Origin of the sequence: Corynebacterium uterequi (assembly GCF_001021065.1) — a bacterium.
Classification (GTDB): Bacteria; Actinomycetota; Actinomycetes; order Mycobacteriales; family Mycobacteriaceae; genus Corynebacterium; species Corynebacterium uterequi.
In genome coordinates, this window is record NZ_CP011546.1 from 327,206 (window position 1) to 342,522 (window position 15,317).

Sequence of the window (15,317 nt, forward strand, 5' to 3'; positions counted from 1 at the left end):
CCCCGCCCGAGAAGAAGGGGTACAACCATGAAGATCGCCCGCCTCGCCGTTGACGGCCAGCCGCGCTTCGCCGTCGTCGACGGTGACCAGGCCCAGCTGCTCGCCGCCGACACCATCGATGCCATCGGTGCCGGCGAACTCACCACCACGGGGGAAACCGTGGACATCGCCACCGCCGACCTGCTCGCCCCCGTGGTCCCCACCAAGGTCATCGCCATGAGCGGCACCTACCTCCAAGACCCGGCGGCTGAGTTCCGTCCGGGCGTGGACCGCGAGCCGTTCTTCTTCCTCAAGCCGCCGTCATCGGTCATCGGACCGAAGGCCGCCATCGAGGTTCCTGAGGTGGCGCGCGGCGCTGCCTACGAGGTGGAACTCGGCATCGTCATCGGCACGCGTTGCAAGGGCGCGACCAAGGACAACGCCCTCGACTACGTCCTCGGCTACACCGTGGTCAACGACGCCTCCGCCGGCGCCCTCATGCAAAAGGACGGCCAGTGGGCCCGCGGCAAGGGCCTCGACACGTTCTGCCCCGTCGGCCCCGTGGTGGAGACCGAGATCGCCAACCCCGACGACGTGCTCATCACCGCTTCGGTGGTGCGCGGCGGAGAGACCATCGAGTGCGTCGAGCAGTCGACGTCCACGCTCGTGTGGTCGGTGGCGCAGATCATCGAGTACGTCAGCGAGTTCTACACCCTGGAGCCGGGCGACATCATCGCCACCGGGTGCCCTCCCGGGGTCATCGCCATGGAGGACGGCGACGAGATCCACCTCGCCCTCGACGGCGTCGGCGAGCTCGTCAACCCCGTGCGTTACCTTTAAAACCAGCAAGCCTTCACCCGCCTTAGCGGCAATCGCGACGCCTTCCGTAATGCTCCGGGCAACGCAAAGCAGGCCTGAGCGGGCGGCGGCACCGGCGGGTGGGGAAACCCACGATTCATCAAGGAAACCCGCCAATGTACCTCGATCACCGCGCCGGCGCAGGAGTATTCACTGTCCCCGAGGCTGCCGTTCAACGACACGGCTCCCTACACCTGGATTTCGCCGCGACCGCGGACGCCGAGCTGCTTCGTGCCTCCGGGGCCGATGGCTGGATTACGCTGAGCCTCACTGGTGGGCGGCTCGACGGTGAAATCCACTCGGCGAGCGAGCATCGCAGACTCGATGCCGAGGACGCGGTTGGCCTCAACGATGGAGCCATTCACTCTGTGACGCTCACCGTCAATGACAGTGGAACCCATCTCTTCGTTGACGGCTACGAGGCGTTCTCCGCCACGACGCAACTGTGGTTCCGTGACCTCGGCATCGAGGAATTTACGGTGGATCCCGCAGAGATCATCACGGTGTATCGCGTGGCAGTGCTTGAGCCGGGTTTGACCCCACGGGCAGCAGTGGCGCTGGCCGTCGCGGCGGAACCGTTCGTCGAATTCGCCGCTGCTGAGCTATCAACGCGGGACGTGCAACGATGCTCCACGCTGCGCAAGGGGGCCATCCGCGCCCGCTTCCGGACTCGTGGCCGCGGTCAGCACGGTGTCGCCGTCACGGTGGTCGGTGTGGATGGCGTTATCCGGATGGGAATCGACGACGGGGGAAACCTCTATTATCGCGTCTGGTTAAGCGATGAATTGGTGGTGGAAGCCCTAGCCGAAGGGCGATGGGACGACGGTAATGACCACGACGTCGTGGCCGTCGTCGGCCATGGGGCAGTCGATCTCTACGCGGATGGTTACCAGGTTGTCCACGAACCGGGAATGGCCTTCTTCGCCGACCTGGGGAGCATCTCACAGGTGCTGGCGGGAATGGACGCCGATGGCAGACGGTTGTTCGGCGAAGTTTCAGAAGCTCATATCTTTGATGCGGTGCTCAGCGACCACCAGGTTAAGCGCCTGGCGTCCGTCGAGCCGCTGGAGACCCGGGCGTTGTTCGACACCGGATTGTTGGACTCTGCCAGCTACCGCATCCCTTCGCTGGTGACCTTGGCCTCTGGTGTGGTGGTGGCGGGGGCGGACCAGCGCGTGAGTATCCCGAATGACGCGCCGAATGACATTAATTTCACCATCCGACGCTCCCTCGACGGCGGGCGGACCTGGTTGGACGTACAGACCGTCATCGAGCACCCGGGTAGCGGATTGCTCGGCGCGTCGGCAACGGATTCGGTGCTGGTGCAGGACCGGGACACCGGCCGGTTGTTCTGCGTCCTTGACTTCTTCCCTGGTGGCATCGGCCAGCCCAACGCCGCGCTCGGGAGAGGCTTTGACGATTGTGGACGCCGAATCCTCCACGACGAAGAAGGCATGATCTACCTGCTTAAAGACGACGGTGAGGTGCTCACCGCGGAGGGGAAACCTACCAGCTACCGGGTGGCCTCGGACGGCAATGTCAACCGCGGCGGCAACATCTACTTAGCCGACGGCGTGGACCCCAATCAGACGCTGCTTGCACACCCCACGAGCTACCTTCAGATCATTTACTCCGACGACGACGGCGAGACGTGGTCCGCCCCGCGTGACATCACCGCGGAAGTGAAAGAGGAGTGGATGAGTTTCTGCGGAACCTCACCCGGCAACGGCATACAGCTGTCCCGCGGCGAGCACGCCGGGCGCATCCTCATCCCGCTCTATCACAACAACGAGCACCGGTCCGCCTTCTCGTGTGCTGCTTTGTATACGGACGACGGGGGTCAGACGTGGCATAGGGGCGCATCGACCAACGACGGTCGAAACATCGACGGGCAGGTGGTGAGCTCCCGCGACCTCATCTACGAACCCGCCTTCAGCTACGAGTCGGTATTCGTGGAAGACTCCCAGGGTCGGGTGCACGTGTGGATGCGCAACAACAACGCTGCTGGACGAGTGGCCCACGCCGTATCCGACGACGGCGGGACCAGCTGGGGCCAGGTGGACTTCGTGGACGCCATCCCGGAGATCTTCTCCCAGCCCAACGCCATCGCCGTCGACGTCGACGGCCACCCCGGCATTGTTTTCGCCAACGCCTCCCAGCTGGTGCCCTACCGCGGGCGCGGCGTGCTGCGGCTGAGCCTCGACGACGGGGCCACGTGGCCCCATAACCGGGTGTTCAATCCGAAGCACTACGTCTACCAATGCATGACGCAGCTGCCGAATGGCGACATTGGCTTGTTGTGGGAGCGCGAGCGGCAAGGATTATTCCTCAGTATTGTCCCGCTGACGTGGCTAACGTCGTCGCTGCAGGGATAAATACGGCGTAGCCCAGGCGGCCCATTTAGCGGGGTTGGGTGGAAGTTGCTAGGATGGCCGGGAGCGAATTTTAGGTGAGCACCGTTCGTTTGCTAGCGGACGGATGAAAACCTAGGATCGTATGGCCGGTACAGTTCGTGGCGGGCGATGAGCCTCGGCAGTCGTCGCATTGCCTGTGCCGGTGACGATTTTCAATATGTGGCTACGAAAGTCGTGGCCATGACGAAGTCCAGGAGGATATCCAATGGCAAAGGCGAAGTTCGAGCGCAAGAAGCCGCACGTTAACATCGGCACCATCGGTCACGTCGACCACGGCAAGACCACCACGACGGCCGCCATCACCAAGGTTCTGGCCGACCAGTACCCGGATGAGAACGAGGCCTTTGCGTTCGACGCCATCGATAAGGCGCCGGAGGAGAAGGAGCGTGGCATCACGATCAACATCTCCCACGTCGAGTACAACACCCCGAAGCGCCACTACGCTCACGTCGACGCCCCGGGCCACGCTGACTACATCAAGAACATGATTACCGGTGCTGCCCAGATGGACGGCGCTATTCTCGTCGTCGCCGCCACCGACGGCCCGATGCCGCAGACCCGCGAGCACGTTCTGCTCGCCCGCCAGGTCGGCGTCCCCTACATCCTCGTCGCCCTGAACAAGTGCGACATGGTTGACGATGAGGAAATCATCGAGCTCGTCGAGATGGAGGTCCGCGAGCTGCTGGCCGAGCAGGAGTACGACGAGGACGCCCCGATCGTTCACATCTCTGCTCTGAAGGCTCTTGAGGGCGACGAGAAGTGGACCGAGTCCATCGTCGAGCTCATGCAGGCTTGCGACGACTCCATCCCGGATCCGGAGCGCGCCACCGACCAGCCGTTCCTCATGCCGATCGAGGACATCTTCACCATCACCGGCCGCGGCACCGTCGTCACCGGCCGTGTCGAGCGTGGTCAGCTGAAGGTCAACGAGGATGTCGAGATCATCGGCATCAAGGAAAAGGCCATGTCCACCACCGTCACCGGCATCGAGATGTTCCGCAAGCTGCTCGACTACACCGAGGCTGGCGACAACTGTGGCCTGCTGCTCCGCGGCACCAAGCGCGAAGATGTCGAGCGTGGCCAGGTCGTCATCAAGCCGGGCGCCTACACCCCGCACAAGAAGTTCGAGGGCTCCGTCTACGTCCTGTCCAAGGATGAGGGCGGCCGCCACACCCCGTTCTTCGACAACTACCGTCCGCAGTTCTACTTCCGCACCACCGACGTCACCGGCGTCGTCAAGCTGCCGGAAGGCACCGAGATGGTCATGCCGGGCGACAACGTTGAGATGTCCGTCGAGCTGATCCAGCCGGTCGCCATGGACGAGGGCCTGCGCTTCGCCATCCGCGAGGGCTCCCGCACCGTCGGCGCTGGCCGCGTCACCAAGATCCTGGACTAATTCCTAGCCTAGGTATCGCCGACTAACGCGACGACACCCACTACCACTAGTTGGTAGTGGGTTTTTCGTATGCTTGGTGGCTGTGAAGGACCCCACCCGCATTCCCGGCATCATGGCCGACCTCACCTCCCTCTGGGAGGCGCAACCAGACCTCACCCTGGCCCAGGTGTGGGGGCAGCTGGAGTCCCGGGGTCTTTCCGCGGCGTCCACGGATGAGGACGTCCGCGCCCTGCTGGCGCAGGCCCGGGCCGACTACCCGGTGAACACCGGCGCCGTGCCGACGCGTCCGCTGCACCTTCGCACCGTGGAGCCGCAACGCCAGGTGACACTCACGCCCACAGCCGCAGGCCAGGTTCGGGTCACCGTCCGCGATCCCCGGACGGCCGTCCTGCCCGCAACATGGTTGGCGGCGTCGGTGGTGCGGGGGCGGGTGTCGGGCCCACTTGTCATCGACGGTGGTGAGGGCACTCACCACCGGTTGGGGATCATCACCGGCATACGCGCACTGCCTGCCGTGGACGTTCCGCACGGCGCGTGGATTACCCCGGAGCGTTTTGGCCACGTCCTCGTCGGCGTCGAAGTGAAAGCGCAGGACTCGCACGACTCGGAGCTCGTGCTCATCAGGCGGCGCGAGGCCACCGTCTATCACAGCCACCGCCGCGAAACCGACGTCAGCACGCACCGCTGGCACCGGTTGGCCGCGCTGCGCCTCGGGGAGCCCCTCGTGCTTGAGCTTGCCGGTGGGCGCCGGCTCACACTCGACGGGTACGTGGCCGACTATTTCCTCGTCGACGCCTAGGTGTGAGGTCCCGGCGGCCCGGCAGCCCGGCGGCCCGGCGGCGCCCTGGCGGTGGCGGGCAAGCCTATGCTCAACCTCATGAACACAGGCCCGCTTGAGTGCGCTAACCCTCCCACCGACGAACCCGCCGAGGTCGATCTCCAGCTGTACCGCCACCGGTGGCGGACGGTGGTGAGCTCCTGCGTCGCCATCGCGGCCGTGCTGCTCATCACGCCGGCGCTTATCGACCTGGCCACGGGCCCGCTGCCGAGGACGAGCGCACCGGTGCTCGTCGGCGCCGGGACGCCCGCTGAACGCCCCGTAGAGGTGGACGGGCGCCCGCTGGAGTGTCAGCTCGCGCCGACGCAGGGAATGCACAAGGCATTCAACTGCGATGGCCAAAGGTTGACGCTGCGCGCCGACGCCGTCGAAGTGAGCACCGAGCACGCCCTGCGGCGGATGCATCGTGCTGTGGAGGGCGGTGGAACGATAGCCCAGGATGCACAGCTGCTTAGCGACGGTGAGGCCCGTGTGCTCGTCGACCTGGAGGCGCACCGCGTGTCCTACGCCGCCCCGGCCGACGTCGACGGCACCCGCTACATCCTCTTCGCCTCCTACCCGGTCACCGACGCCACCACCGACCACGAAGTGCTCCTGGACACGCTGTACCGGGAAGTCACCAGCCAGCCGGTGCCCTCTCAGTGGGAGTTCCCGGCACTGGGCGTTTCTCCGCTGGCCGTTTCTACCGGCGATAGCCCCGACGATGCGGACAAGGAGGCCGAGAAATGAAAACCAACAACCTGGTGTGGGCCGTCGTGATCCTAGGCACCATAGCGGTGGGCAGCTCCGTGTGGCTCTACGGACGAATGTCCCCGGTCGCCCTGCTCGTGTCCGTGGTGGTGTCGGCGGTGCTCGGCGGCGGTGTGTGCGGGTTACTCGCGGCGTCGTCGCTGTGGCCTCGCACCGGTGGTGACCGTGCGGCGTGGCTGTGGGCGTCGTTGGCCTGGGGCGGGGGAATCTGCGTAGTGGTGGTCCGTGCGGTGTTCCTCGGGCCCGGGACGCTGGCGGTCAAGGCCGGCTGGGAGCAGGCAGAGTATTCCTTCGGCGGAGCCTGGCCAGAGGAAATCATGAAGACGCTCGGCATCGTGGTGATTGCCTACACCTGCCGGTGCGTCACCCGCCCCTGGCATGTCTTCCTCACCGGTATTTTCATCGGCCTCGGCTTCGAGCTGGTGGAGAACGCCCAATACGCCGTGGGCATGGCGGTGGACAGCCCGGTGTCGGATCTCCGCGGGGCGTTGACCTCGTGGCTTATCCGGCTGCTGTTCGGGTTGTTCGCGCACAGCCTGTACTCGGGCATTATCGGCTGGATCCTCGGGCTGGCGCTCACCGGGGAGCACCGTTCGGCCGGGCGACGGATCGCCATCGCGCTCGCCGGCTTCGGCGCCGGTTTCGGCCTACACTTCGCCTGGAATTACCAGTTCAGCAGTGACGTGGTCAATGGCGTCTGGCTGTTGGGCTGCGCGGTGGTCATGTACGGCACCGTCGTGTGGATCTTCTTCAAGTCTCGACGCCTCGCACGGCGCGAACGGCCACGCCCTGCGCAGGCTTAAGGCGCACACTTAGCACCGCGCACGCACAAGGGCGCCGCCCGGCCCCCAGCGATGGGTGGCGGGCGGCGCCGTGGTGAGACGCGGATCCCCGGCGGGCGGCGTCGGCTACCTAGTGGGACTCGACGGGTGCGAGCTCGATGAGGTAGCGGGTATCGACGTCAATGCCGGGCAGCGCCTCGCGAATGTCGCGCTCCGCGGTGTCGATCTCTCGCGTCAGGCGGTTGAGGTCAACCTGCGGTTCGGCCTGGATGGTCCACACCGCGGTGGGGCGAGCGCGATCGTACTTCGTCGCGGTGCGCACCTTGTTAACACCGCGAGTCTGGCTCAGGCGGTCGGCGACGGCGCTGGCGACCTGCGACGTCGAAATCGTCACGTCGCCGGTGCCTGCGTTCTCCTGCGAGGTCACGCGGTTAAAGCCACGCGGACGGATGTTCGCCAGCAGCCACCACAGACCGAGGACGACGCCGGCCACCGCGAGGGCGATAAGAGCCGTGGGGAACCACGGTGACGCAAAGAAGCGTTCGAGCATCGGCTGGTCATACCAGCGGCCAATCTCGTGGGCGAGGGGGACGTTGAGGCTGAACGCCAACGCCCACACACCCACCGCGAGGACAATCACCCCGACGAGGAAGATGATGACACGGTCAAGGCCGGCAAGGAATCGGGTCATTTCTGGCCTCCCAAGGAATCGGTGGTGACCGGGGACTCGGCCGTCGTGGTGCCAGCGGTTGCCGGCGCGGTGAGTGCGGCGGTATCGGCCGGCTCATCCGGCTGTTCAACGGCGGCCAGGCTCGGCGGCTCTGCCGCCTCGATAGCCACCGCGACCTGGAAGTCCTCGCCGAAGGCGGAGGCGAGGCGATGCGAAATCGCGTCGCGGATGCGCTCCTGCTCGGCCGCGTCCACCGCGGACGACAGGGCCGTCACGGTCACCTTCTTCTTGGAGGCCTTCGAGCGGGCCGACGTGACGCCGGGCACCGCCTTCGCCCGCGCCGTGGCGTAGCGGGCGATGTCCACCGGCCGGACCCACACCGACGCGTCGGTGCCAGCCACCTGGCGGTGGCGCTTCCGGCGCGGGCTGAGGGCGGCAACGAGGAACCACAGCGCCACCGCGATGGCGACGGCCCCAGCGAAGCCGACGGCCGACGGCGACAAGCTCGTCAACCAGCCAGGCAGGTCCAGAACATAGGGGGCGTCCGGCCCCTGCCGGTAGAAGGCCAGGGCCTCGGTGGTGGCAAATACACCCAGGCCTACCAGCAGGAGGCTGAGCAGGATAGCGATCCACCGCACCTGCGGCGAGGCCACAGGTTGCTGGGTGGATGCGGAGGGGTTCTTATCGGACACGTCGAACCTCCTTTGCGGGGGCGACCGTCACGGGCCGCACGCGCAACGGTGTGGCGGTGACCGTCTTCGTCGGCGCGAGCTCGTTGACACTGATCGGGCGCAGCGGCCACTCGCGGGGCGGCTGCGGATGGTAAATCGGCAAGGGTTCCGGGGCGCGCACCGACAGGATGGTCTTGCGCGGTACGCGGATGCTCCGGGCTGTGAGAGCGCGCGGCTCCCGAATGGGCACGAGCGGGTGCTGCCTCGGTACGTCGACGCGCACCGGCGCCGGCGCCTTCGGGTCCCTGACCGGGGTGAGCGGGCGCTCGGGCACCTCGGCGGGGGACCACACCTGCGTCGGGGAGACGACGGGCGAGGTCGTGGTGACGTCCTCCGGGGCGACGATGCCCACCAGCGCGGCCGGCTCGGCGGTCTCGGGGGAGTAGACCTCGATGCCGTCGGCCGTCTCGGGGGAGTAGACCTCCACACCGTCGGCCGTCTCGGGGGAGTAGACCTCGATGCCGTCGGCCGTCTCGGGGGAGTAGACCTCGATGCCGTCGGCCGTCTCGGGGGAGTAGACCTCGATGCCGTCGGCCGTCTCGGGGGAGTAGACCTCGATGCCGTCGGCCGTCTCGGGGGAGTACACGTCGACGGTGTTCGTGGTCACCGGGGAGTAAACCTCCACCGTCGGGGTGATCGTGGCGGGGAGCACCTCCGCGACGAGCGGAGTGACGGCGATGGTGCCGAGCTCCGGGTCGTGCGGGTGCGTACGCACGTCGTCGAGGCTGACGCGACGCGAGGAGGGCACGGTCTGCTCGACGGTGACGTTGATCTGGGTAGCCGTGTAGCCCAGCATCTCCTCCAACCAGCGCTGAATCGTGCGCTGGGCCTGCGCCGCCACGTCGGTGACCGGGGCCGGCCACGACACTGCAAGGTAGGAGTCCACCTGCACGGTCTGCCCTTCCGGCTCTACCCGGAAGTCGCAGCGCGGGTAGCTACGTGTGCCGATGTCGGTCCACGTACTGGTAATCGTCTCGACTCCGGGGACCGCCGCCGCTGCGTTATTGATGACGGTGGTGAAGACCCGGTCCGAGAAGTCGTTGCGTCCGCTCACCCGCGACCACCGCGTCCAGAGAAAATATTGTCGACGATGCTCTTGAGGTCAATGCGGCCTTCAAAGTGGGCGCCGGCGACGCCGCCAATGAGCCCAAAGAGCAGGGCCCAGAGGAATCCGGCGAAGCCGCCGACGGACACTGCGACGGCGACGAGAAGGCCGGCCAAAAGGCCAATGATGGTCATGTTCTGCATGATGTCTCCTGTGAGAGGCTGGCTTAATTCGATATGAGTACTTAGACGGCGTCGGCGATGATGACGTCAACCGCGTAGTCGGTCAGCGGGGCAACCGCGGTGCGGATGCGTTCGCCGAGCTCATGAAGCGGGGCGCCGCCCAGGCTCGCCAGGTCGGCGACGACGTGTACCCGGAGGGTATCGTCGCCCAGGCGCAGGCCGCGGGCACGCTCGCCGGGGTACAGCAGGGAAACTTCGCCGAAGGTACCGGCATACATGTCATGCACGCCTGGCACAGCCAGGACGGACTTGACGATCGCATGGGCGGTGTCGTAGGCGATGGGATCGTTGATGAGACTCACGTCCGGTTCCTCCCGGTTCTACATAGAAAACGGGGCCATCGAAGGCCATTGCCTTAACTATCGATGGCCCCGTCGGGGTATGGGCTACTGGACGCGGGAGGTCAAAGCCTGCTGCTCGGTGGCGGTGAGCTCCTTCTGCTCCGGCTCATCGTTGGACTTGTCGTCCTGCGGCAGGTGAACGTCGGTGACGGACACGTTGACCTCGGTGACCTCAAGGCCGGTCATGCGCTCGATGGAGCGGGTAACGTTGCGACGGATCGCCTCGGCCAGCTCGTGGATGGCAACGCCGTACTGGGCGACGATGGAGATATCGGCGGCAGCCTGGGTCTCGCCAACCTCAACGTTGACGCCCTGCTGGACGTTCTCGGAGGCACCGAAGGTGTCGCGGATCTGGCCCATCATGCGGGCGGCGCCGCCACCGAGAGCGTGCACACCGGAGACCTCGCGAGCGGCGATGCCGGCGATCTTGCCGACGACGACGTTCTCGATGGTGGTGCGGCCGTTGCCCTTTTCGTTCTGCTCGGAGACGGTCGCGGCGGTGGACTCGTTCTTCGCGGTCTTCTCAGCCATGGGATTCCTTTCATTGGGCGCTATGTACGCGTTGTGAATAACGTATTGACGTGCTGAGCACGCACTAGTTCCCAGGTTAACGTGAGCTGACGGGGCTTTGGGTAACAGTTGGGCAACGTTACGGTGGCGATTCGGTGACATGTCTCCGAAATGGGACGCGCGTCCTTTTTGGCTCTTTGCAGTTGGGGGTATAGCCGGGTAGTTGACCCCCATGGCGGGAGTCGGGTCGAGGTCCTTGGCGGGATGGGTGTTGCGGCATCACGCATTACGAAGAGCCGGGCACCTTGGCCGTTCTTCGATCACCCAGGCTCGAGCAACAGCCCGACTGAGGCGATCACCGCCAGATTGGATCATCTTCGTTGTACTGCTCTGGGGTGTTCTAACCTCACGTACTACTTTCGCCCGGAGCTTGTTCGAGGCTGGTGGGTTCAGGCCCCGGCTGCACCTTCAACGGTGAAGAGCTGGGGATACTCCGCCCCAGGCGATGCACGTGCATCACCTCTCGAGCCTGCGCCCGCCCCGGGCCACCAGCCCGACCGTTTCCTGTGAACCACTATGCATGGCAGACCCAACCACGTTTGCCAGCGTCGGGAATTCTCCGCCCCAAACGATGCACGTGCATCGCTTCCGCCTCCCGCGGCTGACCCCGGGCCCCAGGCCAAACGTTTGCTGTGAACCACTATGCGCGGCATACCCACCCTCACCCAGAGACGGGAATCCTCGACCCCAAGCGATGCACGTGCATCGCCTCCGTCTCTCACGGCTGGCCTCGGGCTACTAGGCCCAACGTTTCCTGTGAGCCACTATGCGCGGCAGGCCCAACCACGTTTGCCAGCGCCGGGAATCCTCCGCCCCAAGCGATGCACGTGCATCACCTCCGTCTCTCACGGCTGGCCCCGGGCCACCAGCCCGACCGTTTGCTGCGAACCACTATGCGCGGCAGGCCCAACCGCGCCTGTCGGCGGCGCTTGAAAAGCAGCAGAGCCCCGTCGAATCGCCGGCCCCAAGCGATGCATGTGCATCGTCTCCGTCTCCCGCGGCTGACCTCGAGCCACCAACCCGAACTTTCCCTGCGAAAACCACTATGCACGGCATACTCACCCTCATCCCGCGCCGGGGGTCCTCTGCCCAAGCGATGCACGTGCATCGTCTCCGTCTCCCGCAGCTGCCCTAGGGCCACCAGTCCGAACGTTCGCTGTGAACCACTATGCGCGGCATACCCGCCGTCATCCAGCGCCGGGAATCCTCCACCCCAAGCGATGCACGTGCATCGCCTCCATCTCCCGCAGCGAACTTCCCCGGCTACGCCCTCAACTGTGAAGAGCCCCTTCTTGCGACGGCGTCCATGGGCGCGGTGGAGCGTCGGAGCAAAAGTTTGCCAAAGAGGGCCTCGTCATGGTTTAATACCGGGGTTGCCTCAACATGGCACGAGGTTTTACCAGCTCACCGCAGGTGAGGGACGTAAAGCGGGCGTATCGATGGTGAGGTGAACATGACACCTTCGTTCCGACGAGGTTGCCGTCGCCCTTGGCTTCAAGGGGGAGGGGACGTCGCTGGTGGAAGGCTTCGCAATCGGAGTAGGTCGGCCGACTAGCAGGCGCGGCATCCCGAGCGTGAAGACCGGAGAAGGGGCATGGCAAATAAACAGCGGCAGTATACGTAGGGCCACGCTTAGCACCAACTACTTGGTCCCTTCGCCGTGACGGCTTACGGGCCTTGTACCCCGTCGTCACTGGAGTGGACTGCGGTGACCGTTTATTTGTCGGCGGTGCCCAGCTCCAGGCGTCATGGCAGTGAAGACAACGACAACTGGCGTTGCGCCCGAAGCCCCAAGCTCCGGACAACGTTATAGAGACATGAGAAGCAATCCCCACCGCTCATCGATGTGGGGTAAGCGAGGAAGAGGATAAGCGTGGCGGGACAGAAGATCCGCATTCGGCTGAAGGCCTACGACCATGAGGCGATCGACGCATCCGCGAAGAAGATCGTCGAGACCGTCACCCGCACGGGTGCGCGCGTGGTCGGCCCGGTGCCGTTGCCCACCGAGAAGAACGTATACGCCGTTATTCGTTCTCCCCACAAGTACAAGGACTCTCGCGAGCACTTCGAGATGCGCACTCACAAGCGCCTCATCGACATCCTCGACCCGACGCCGAAGACCGTCGACGCGCTCATGCGCATCGACCTCCCGGCCAGTGTCGACGTGAACATTCAGTAATCACGAGTTTTCGAAAGACTTTGGTAGCGGAGAACTAACACATGAGTGAAAACGAGATCAAGGGCATTCTGGGCAAGAAGCTCGGCATGACCCAGGTCTTCGACGAGGACAACCGGGTTGTTCCGGTCACCGTCGTCGAGGCCGGGCCGTGCGTGGTCACCCAGATTCGTACCCCCGAGACCGATGGCTACAGCGCCATCCAGATCGCCTTCGGCGAGATCGACCCCCGCAAGGTCAAGAAGCCGCAGGCAGGCCACTACAAGAAGGCCGGTGTCACCCCGCGCCGCCACGTCACGGAGATCCGCATGGACGACGTCTCCGCGTACGAGGTTGGCCAGGAGATCAAGGCTGACATCTTCGAAGGCGAGACCTTCGTCGACGTCACCGGCATCACCAAGGGCCACGGCTTCGCCGGCGGCATGAAGCGCCACGGCTTCTCCGGCCAGGGTGCCGCTCACGGTAACCAGGCCTCCCACCGTCGCGTGGGTGGCATCGGTGCCGCCGCGACCCCGGGTCGCATCTTCAAGGGCAAGCGCATGGCTGGCCGCATGGGCGGCAACCGCGTCACCACGCAGAACCTGAAGATCCAGAAGATCGACGCCGAGTCGAACATCATCCTCATCAAGGGCGCCATCCCCGGCGCCAAGGGCGGTCTCGTCACCGTCAAGACCGCAGTGAAGGGCGGTGCACGCGCATAATGACTCTCAACATTGACGTCCTGACCGCTGAGGGCACCACCAACGGCTCCGTGGAGCTGCCGGCCGAGATCTTCGATCGTGAAGCCTCCGTCGCCCTCATGCACCAGGTGGTGAACGCCCAGCTTGCTGCCGCTCGCCAGGGCACCCACTCCACCAAGACCCGCGGCGAGGTCCGCGGTGGTGGCCGCAAGCCGTTCCGCCAGAAGGGCACCGGCCGCGCCCGCCAGGGTTCCATCCGTGCGCCCCACTTCACCGGCGGCGGCGTTGTCCACGGCCCGAAGCCGCGCGACTACTCCCAGCGGACCCCCAAGAAGATGATCAAGGCTGCCCTCTACGGCGCCCTGACCAACCGCGCCCAGAACGAGCGCATTCACGTCATCGAGGAACTGGTCCCCGGCCAGACCCCGTCGACCAAGTCCGCCCGTACTTTCATCGAGCGCATCACCGACCGCAAGAGCGTCCTGCTGGTCGTCGAGCGCGAGGACACCAACGGCCGTCTCAGCGCTAACAACCTGCCGAACGTCCACATCCTCGAGCCGGCTCAGCTCAACGCCTACGACGTCCTCAACGCTGACGACGTTGTCTTCTCGGTGGCCGCTCTGCATGCCTTCGTTAACCGCGCCACCGGTGCGGAGCAGAAGGAGGAGAACAACTAATGGTAGACACTTCTAACCCGCGCGACATCATCATCGCGCCGGTGGTCTCCGAGAAGTCCTACGGACTCATGGAGCAGAACGTGTACACGTTCTTTGTCTCCCCGGACGCCAACAAGACTCAGATCAAGATTGCCATCGAGCAGATCTTCGGCGTGAAGGTCGCCTCCGTGAACACCGTCAACCGTGCCGGCAAGCGCAAGCGCACCCGCACCGGTTACGGCCAGCGCAAGGCCACCAAGCGCGCGTACGTGACGCTTCGCGAGGGCAGCGACTCCATCGACATCTTCGGCGCCGGCGCCTAAGAAAGGTCGAAAGGTAAGGAATAACTATGGCTATTCGCAAGTACAAGCCGACAACTCCGGGTCGCCGTGCCAGCTCCGTCTCCATGTTCGACGAGATCACTCGCTCGACCCCGGAGAAGAGCCTGCTGCGTCCGCTTCCGAAGAAGGGCGGCCGCAACACCCACGGCCACATCACGACTCGCCACCGCGGCGGCGGCCACAAGCGTCGCTACCGCGTCATCGACTTCAAGCGCAACGATAAAGACGGCATCCTGGCCAAGGTCGCTCACATCGAGTACGACCCGAACCGTACCGCCAACATCGCTCTGCTGCACTACTACGACGGCGCGAAGCGTTACATCATCGCACCGAAGGGCCTCAAGCAGGGCATGGTGCTGGAGTCTGGCGCTGGCGCCGACATCAAGGTGGGCAACAACCTGCCGCTGAAGAACATCCCGACCGGTACGACGATCCACGCCGTGGAGCTCAAGCCGGGCGCGGGCGCCAAGCTGGCCCGTTCCGCTGGCACGTCCATCCAGCTGCTCGGTAAGGAGCACAACTACGCGGTTCTGCGTATGCCCTCCACCGAAATCCGCCGCGTGGACATCAACTGCCGCGCCACCATCGGTGAGGTCGGCAACGCCGACCAGATCAACATCCGCTGGGGCAAGGCCGGCCGTATGCGCTGGAAGGGCTGGCGCCCGACCGTCCGTGGTGTCGTCATGAACCCGGTTGACCACCCGCACGGTGGTGGTGAGGGTAAGACCTCCGGTGGTCGCCACCCGGTCAGCCCGTGGGGCCAGAAGGAAGGCCGCACCCGCAACCCGAACCGTTACTCGAACAACATGATCGTGCGCCGTCGTCGCCCGAACAAGAAGCGCTAAGAG

Annotated in this window: 17 protein-coding genes; 11 read left to right on the top strand and 6 right to left on the bottom strand. The window is 65.2% G+C overall.

All coding sequences use genetic code 11. The features are described 5' to 3' along the window. Nucleotides 1-27 precede the first annotated feature (27 nt). From CUTER_RS01510 to CUTER_RS01535, 6 genes are all read left to right on the top strand, one after another. A complete protein-coding gene (locus tag CUTER_RS01510; RefSeq protein WP_047258942.1) occupies nucleotides 28-819 on the top strand; it encodes a fumarylacetoacetate hydrolase family protein in 792 nt (263 codons plus the stop codon). A gap of 134 nt (nucleotides 820-953) precedes the next feature. Beyond that, complete coding sequence (locus CUTER_RS01515) at nucleotides 954-3,212, top strand: sialidase family protein (RefSeq protein WP_047258943.1); 2,259 nt, start codon at nucleotides 954-956, stop codon at nucleotides 3,210-3,212. Between the two features lie 244 nt (nucleotides 3,213-3,456). Then, nucleotides 3,457-4,647 carry an elongation factor Tu gene (tuf, locus tag CUTER_RS01520; protein ID WP_047258944.1) on the top strand — a complete coding sequence of 397 codons (1,191 nt, stop codon included), beginning with the start codon at nucleotides 3,457-3,459 and terminating at the stop codon, nucleotides 4,645-4,647. Between the two features lie 82 nt (nucleotides 4,648-4,729). After that, complete coding sequence (locus tag CUTER_RS10960; protein ID WP_052843971.1) at nucleotides 4,730-5,446, top strand: hypothetical protein; 717 nt, start codon at nucleotides 4,730-4,732, stop codon at nucleotides 5,444-5,446. Nucleotides 5,447-5,524: 78 nt separating this feature from the next. After that, nucleotides 5,525-6,214 (top strand): hypothetical protein, encoded by a 690-nt coding sequence (locus CUTER_RS01530; protein WP_144412224.1) that lies wholly within the window; start codon nucleotides 5,525-5,527, stop codon nucleotides 6,212-6,214. Then, on the top strand, nucleotides 6,211-7,038 hold the full coding sequence (locus CUTER_RS01535; protein ID WP_047258946.1) for a PrsW family intramembrane metalloprotease: 828 nt from the start codon (nucleotides 6,211-6,213) through the stop codon (nucleotides 7,036-7,038). Before CUTER_RS01530 ends, CUTER_RS01535 begins: the two co-directional genes overlap by 4 nt. Nucleotides 7,039-7,147: 109 nt before the next feature. Here CUTER_RS01535 and amaP read toward each other — a convergent pair whose 3' ends face one another. The 6 genes from amaP to CUTER_RS01565 all read right to left on the bottom strand — a co-directional run bounded on the left by amaP (nucleotide 7,148) and on the right by CUTER_RS01565 (nucleotide 10,577). Continuing rightward, a complete protein-coding gene (amaP, locus tag CUTER_RS10965) occupies nucleotides 7,148-7,708 on the bottom strand; it encodes an alkaline shock response membrane anchor protein AmaP (RefSeq protein ID WP_052843972.1) in 561 nt (186 codons plus the stop codon). Continuing rightward, entirely contained in the window at nucleotides 7,705-8,379 is a 675-nt protein-coding gene (locus CUTER_RS11505) for a DUF6286 domain-containing protein (protein WP_052843973.1), read from the bottom strand. Before CUTER_RS11505 ends, amaP begins: the two co-directional genes overlap by 4 nt. Then, entirely contained in the window at nucleotides 8,369-9,472 is a 1,104-nt protein-coding gene (locus CUTER_RS01550; protein ID WP_047258947.1) for an Asp23/Gls24 family envelope stress response protein, read from the bottom strand. The genes CUTER_RS11505 and CUTER_RS01550 overlap by 11 nt, the downstream gene beginning before the upstream one ends. Continuing rightward, nucleotides 9,469-9,666: a hypothetical protein gene (locus CUTER_RS01555; RefSeq protein WP_047258948.1), complete on the bottom strand. Its 198-nt coding sequence runs from the start codon at nucleotides 9,664-9,666 to the stop codon at nucleotides 9,469-9,471. Before CUTER_RS01555 ends, CUTER_RS01550 begins: the two co-directional genes overlap by 4 nt. A 41-nt stretch (nucleotides 9,667-9,707) precedes the next feature. Beyond that, the gene (locus CUTER_RS01560) at nucleotides 9,708-10,007 is read right to left on the bottom strand and encodes a hypothetical protein (protein WP_052843974.1); all 300 of its coding nucleotides are present in this window, start codon (nucleotides 10,005-10,007) and stop codon (nucleotides 9,708-9,710) included. 84 nt (nucleotides 10,008-10,091) lie between these two features. Then, on the bottom strand, nucleotides 10,092-10,577 hold the full coding sequence (locus CUTER_RS01565) for an Asp23/Gls24 family envelope stress response protein (protein ID WP_047258949.1): 486 nt from the start codon (nucleotides 10,575-10,577) through the stop codon (nucleotides 10,092-10,094). 1,912 nt (nucleotides 10,578-12,489) lie between these two features. Here CUTER_RS01565 and rpsJ point away from each other — a divergent pair. From rpsJ to rplB, 5 genes are read left to right on the top strand one after another with little or no spacing between them, the layout of a single operon-like run. Further along, nucleotides 12,490-12,795 carry a 30S ribosomal protein S10 gene (gene rpsJ, locus CUTER_RS01570; RefSeq protein ID WP_003848085.1) on the top strand — a complete coding sequence of 102 codons (306 nt, stop codon included), beginning with the start codon at nucleotides 12,490-12,492 and terminating at the stop codon, nucleotides 12,793-12,795. Nucleotides 12,796-12,836: 41 nt separating this feature from the next. Further along, nucleotides 12,837-13,493, top strand: a complete 657-nt coding sequence (gene rplC, locus CUTER_RS01575; RefSeq protein WP_047258950.1) for a 50S ribosomal protein L3 — start codon at nucleotides 12,837-12,839, stop codon at nucleotides 13,491-13,493. Then, a complete protein-coding gene (gene rplD / locus CUTER_RS01580) occupies nucleotides 13,493-14,149 on the top strand; it encodes a 50S ribosomal protein L4 (protein ID WP_047258951.1) in 657 nt (218 codons plus the stop codon). Before rplC ends, rplD begins: the two co-directional genes overlap by 1 nt. After that, complete coding sequence (gene rplW, locus CUTER_RS01585) at nucleotides 14,149-14,451, top strand: 50S ribosomal protein L23 (RefSeq protein ID WP_047258952.1); 303 nt, start codon at nucleotides 14,149-14,151, stop codon at nucleotides 14,449-14,451. The genes rplD and rplW overlap by 1 nt, the downstream gene beginning before the upstream one ends. 26 nt (nucleotides 14,452-14,477) lie before the next feature. Next, nucleotides 14,478-15,314, top strand: coding sequence for a 50S ribosomal protein L2 (gene rplB / locus CUTER_RS01590; RefSeq protein ID WP_047258953.1), 837 nt, complete (start codon nucleotides 14,478-14,480; stop codon nucleotides 15,312-15,314). The last annotated feature ends 3 nt before the right edge of the window (nucleotides 15,315-15,317 follow it).

Bases quoted from the DNA above. Each gene is read 5' to 3' on its own strand.
- CUTER_RS01510 (WP_047258942.1), top strand. From the start codon at position 28: ATGAAGATCGCCCGCCTCGCCGTTGACGGCCAGCCGCGCTTCGCCGTC.
- CUTER_RS01515 (WP_047258943.1), top strand. From the start codon at position 954: ATGTACCTCGATCACCGCGCCGGCGCAGGAGTATTCACTGTCCCCGAG.
- tuf (WP_047258944.1), top strand. From the start codon at position 3,457: ATGGCAAAGGCGAAGTTCGAGCGCAAGAAGCCGCACGTTAACATCGGC.
- CUTER_RS01530 (WP_144412224.1), top strand. From the start codon at position 5,525: ATGAACACAGGCCCGCTTGAGTGCGCTAACCCTCCCACCGACGAACCC.
- CUTER_RS01535 (WP_047258946.1), top strand. From the start codon at position 6,211: ATGAAAACCAACAACCTGGTGTGGGCCGTCGTGATCCTAGGCACCATA.
- amaP (WP_052843972.1), bottom strand. From the start codon at position 7,708: ATGACCCGATTCCTTGCCGGCCTTGACCGTGTCATCATCTTCCTCGTC.
- CUTER_RS01555 (WP_047258948.1), bottom strand. From the start codon at position 9,666: ATGCAGAACATGACCATCATTGGCCTTTTGGCCGGCCTTCTCGTCGCC.
- CUTER_RS01565 (WP_047258949.1), bottom strand. From the start codon at position 10,577: ATGGCTGAGAAGACCGCGAAGAACGAGTCCACCGCCGCGACCGTCTCC.
- rplC (WP_047258950.1), top strand. From the start codon at position 12,837: ATGAGTGAAAACGAGATCAAGGGCATTCTGGGCAAGAAGCTCGGCATG.
- rplD (WP_047258951.1), top strand. From the start codon at position 13,493: ATGACTCTCAACATTGACGTCCTGACCGCTGAGGGCACCACCAACGGC.
- rplW (WP_047258952.1), top strand. From the start codon at position 14,149: ATGGTAGACACTTCTAACCCGCGCGACATCATCATCGCGCCGGTGGTC.
- rplB (WP_047258953.1), top strand. From the start codon at position 14,478: ATGGCTATTCGCAAGTACAAGCCGACAACTCCGGGTCGCCGTGCCAGC.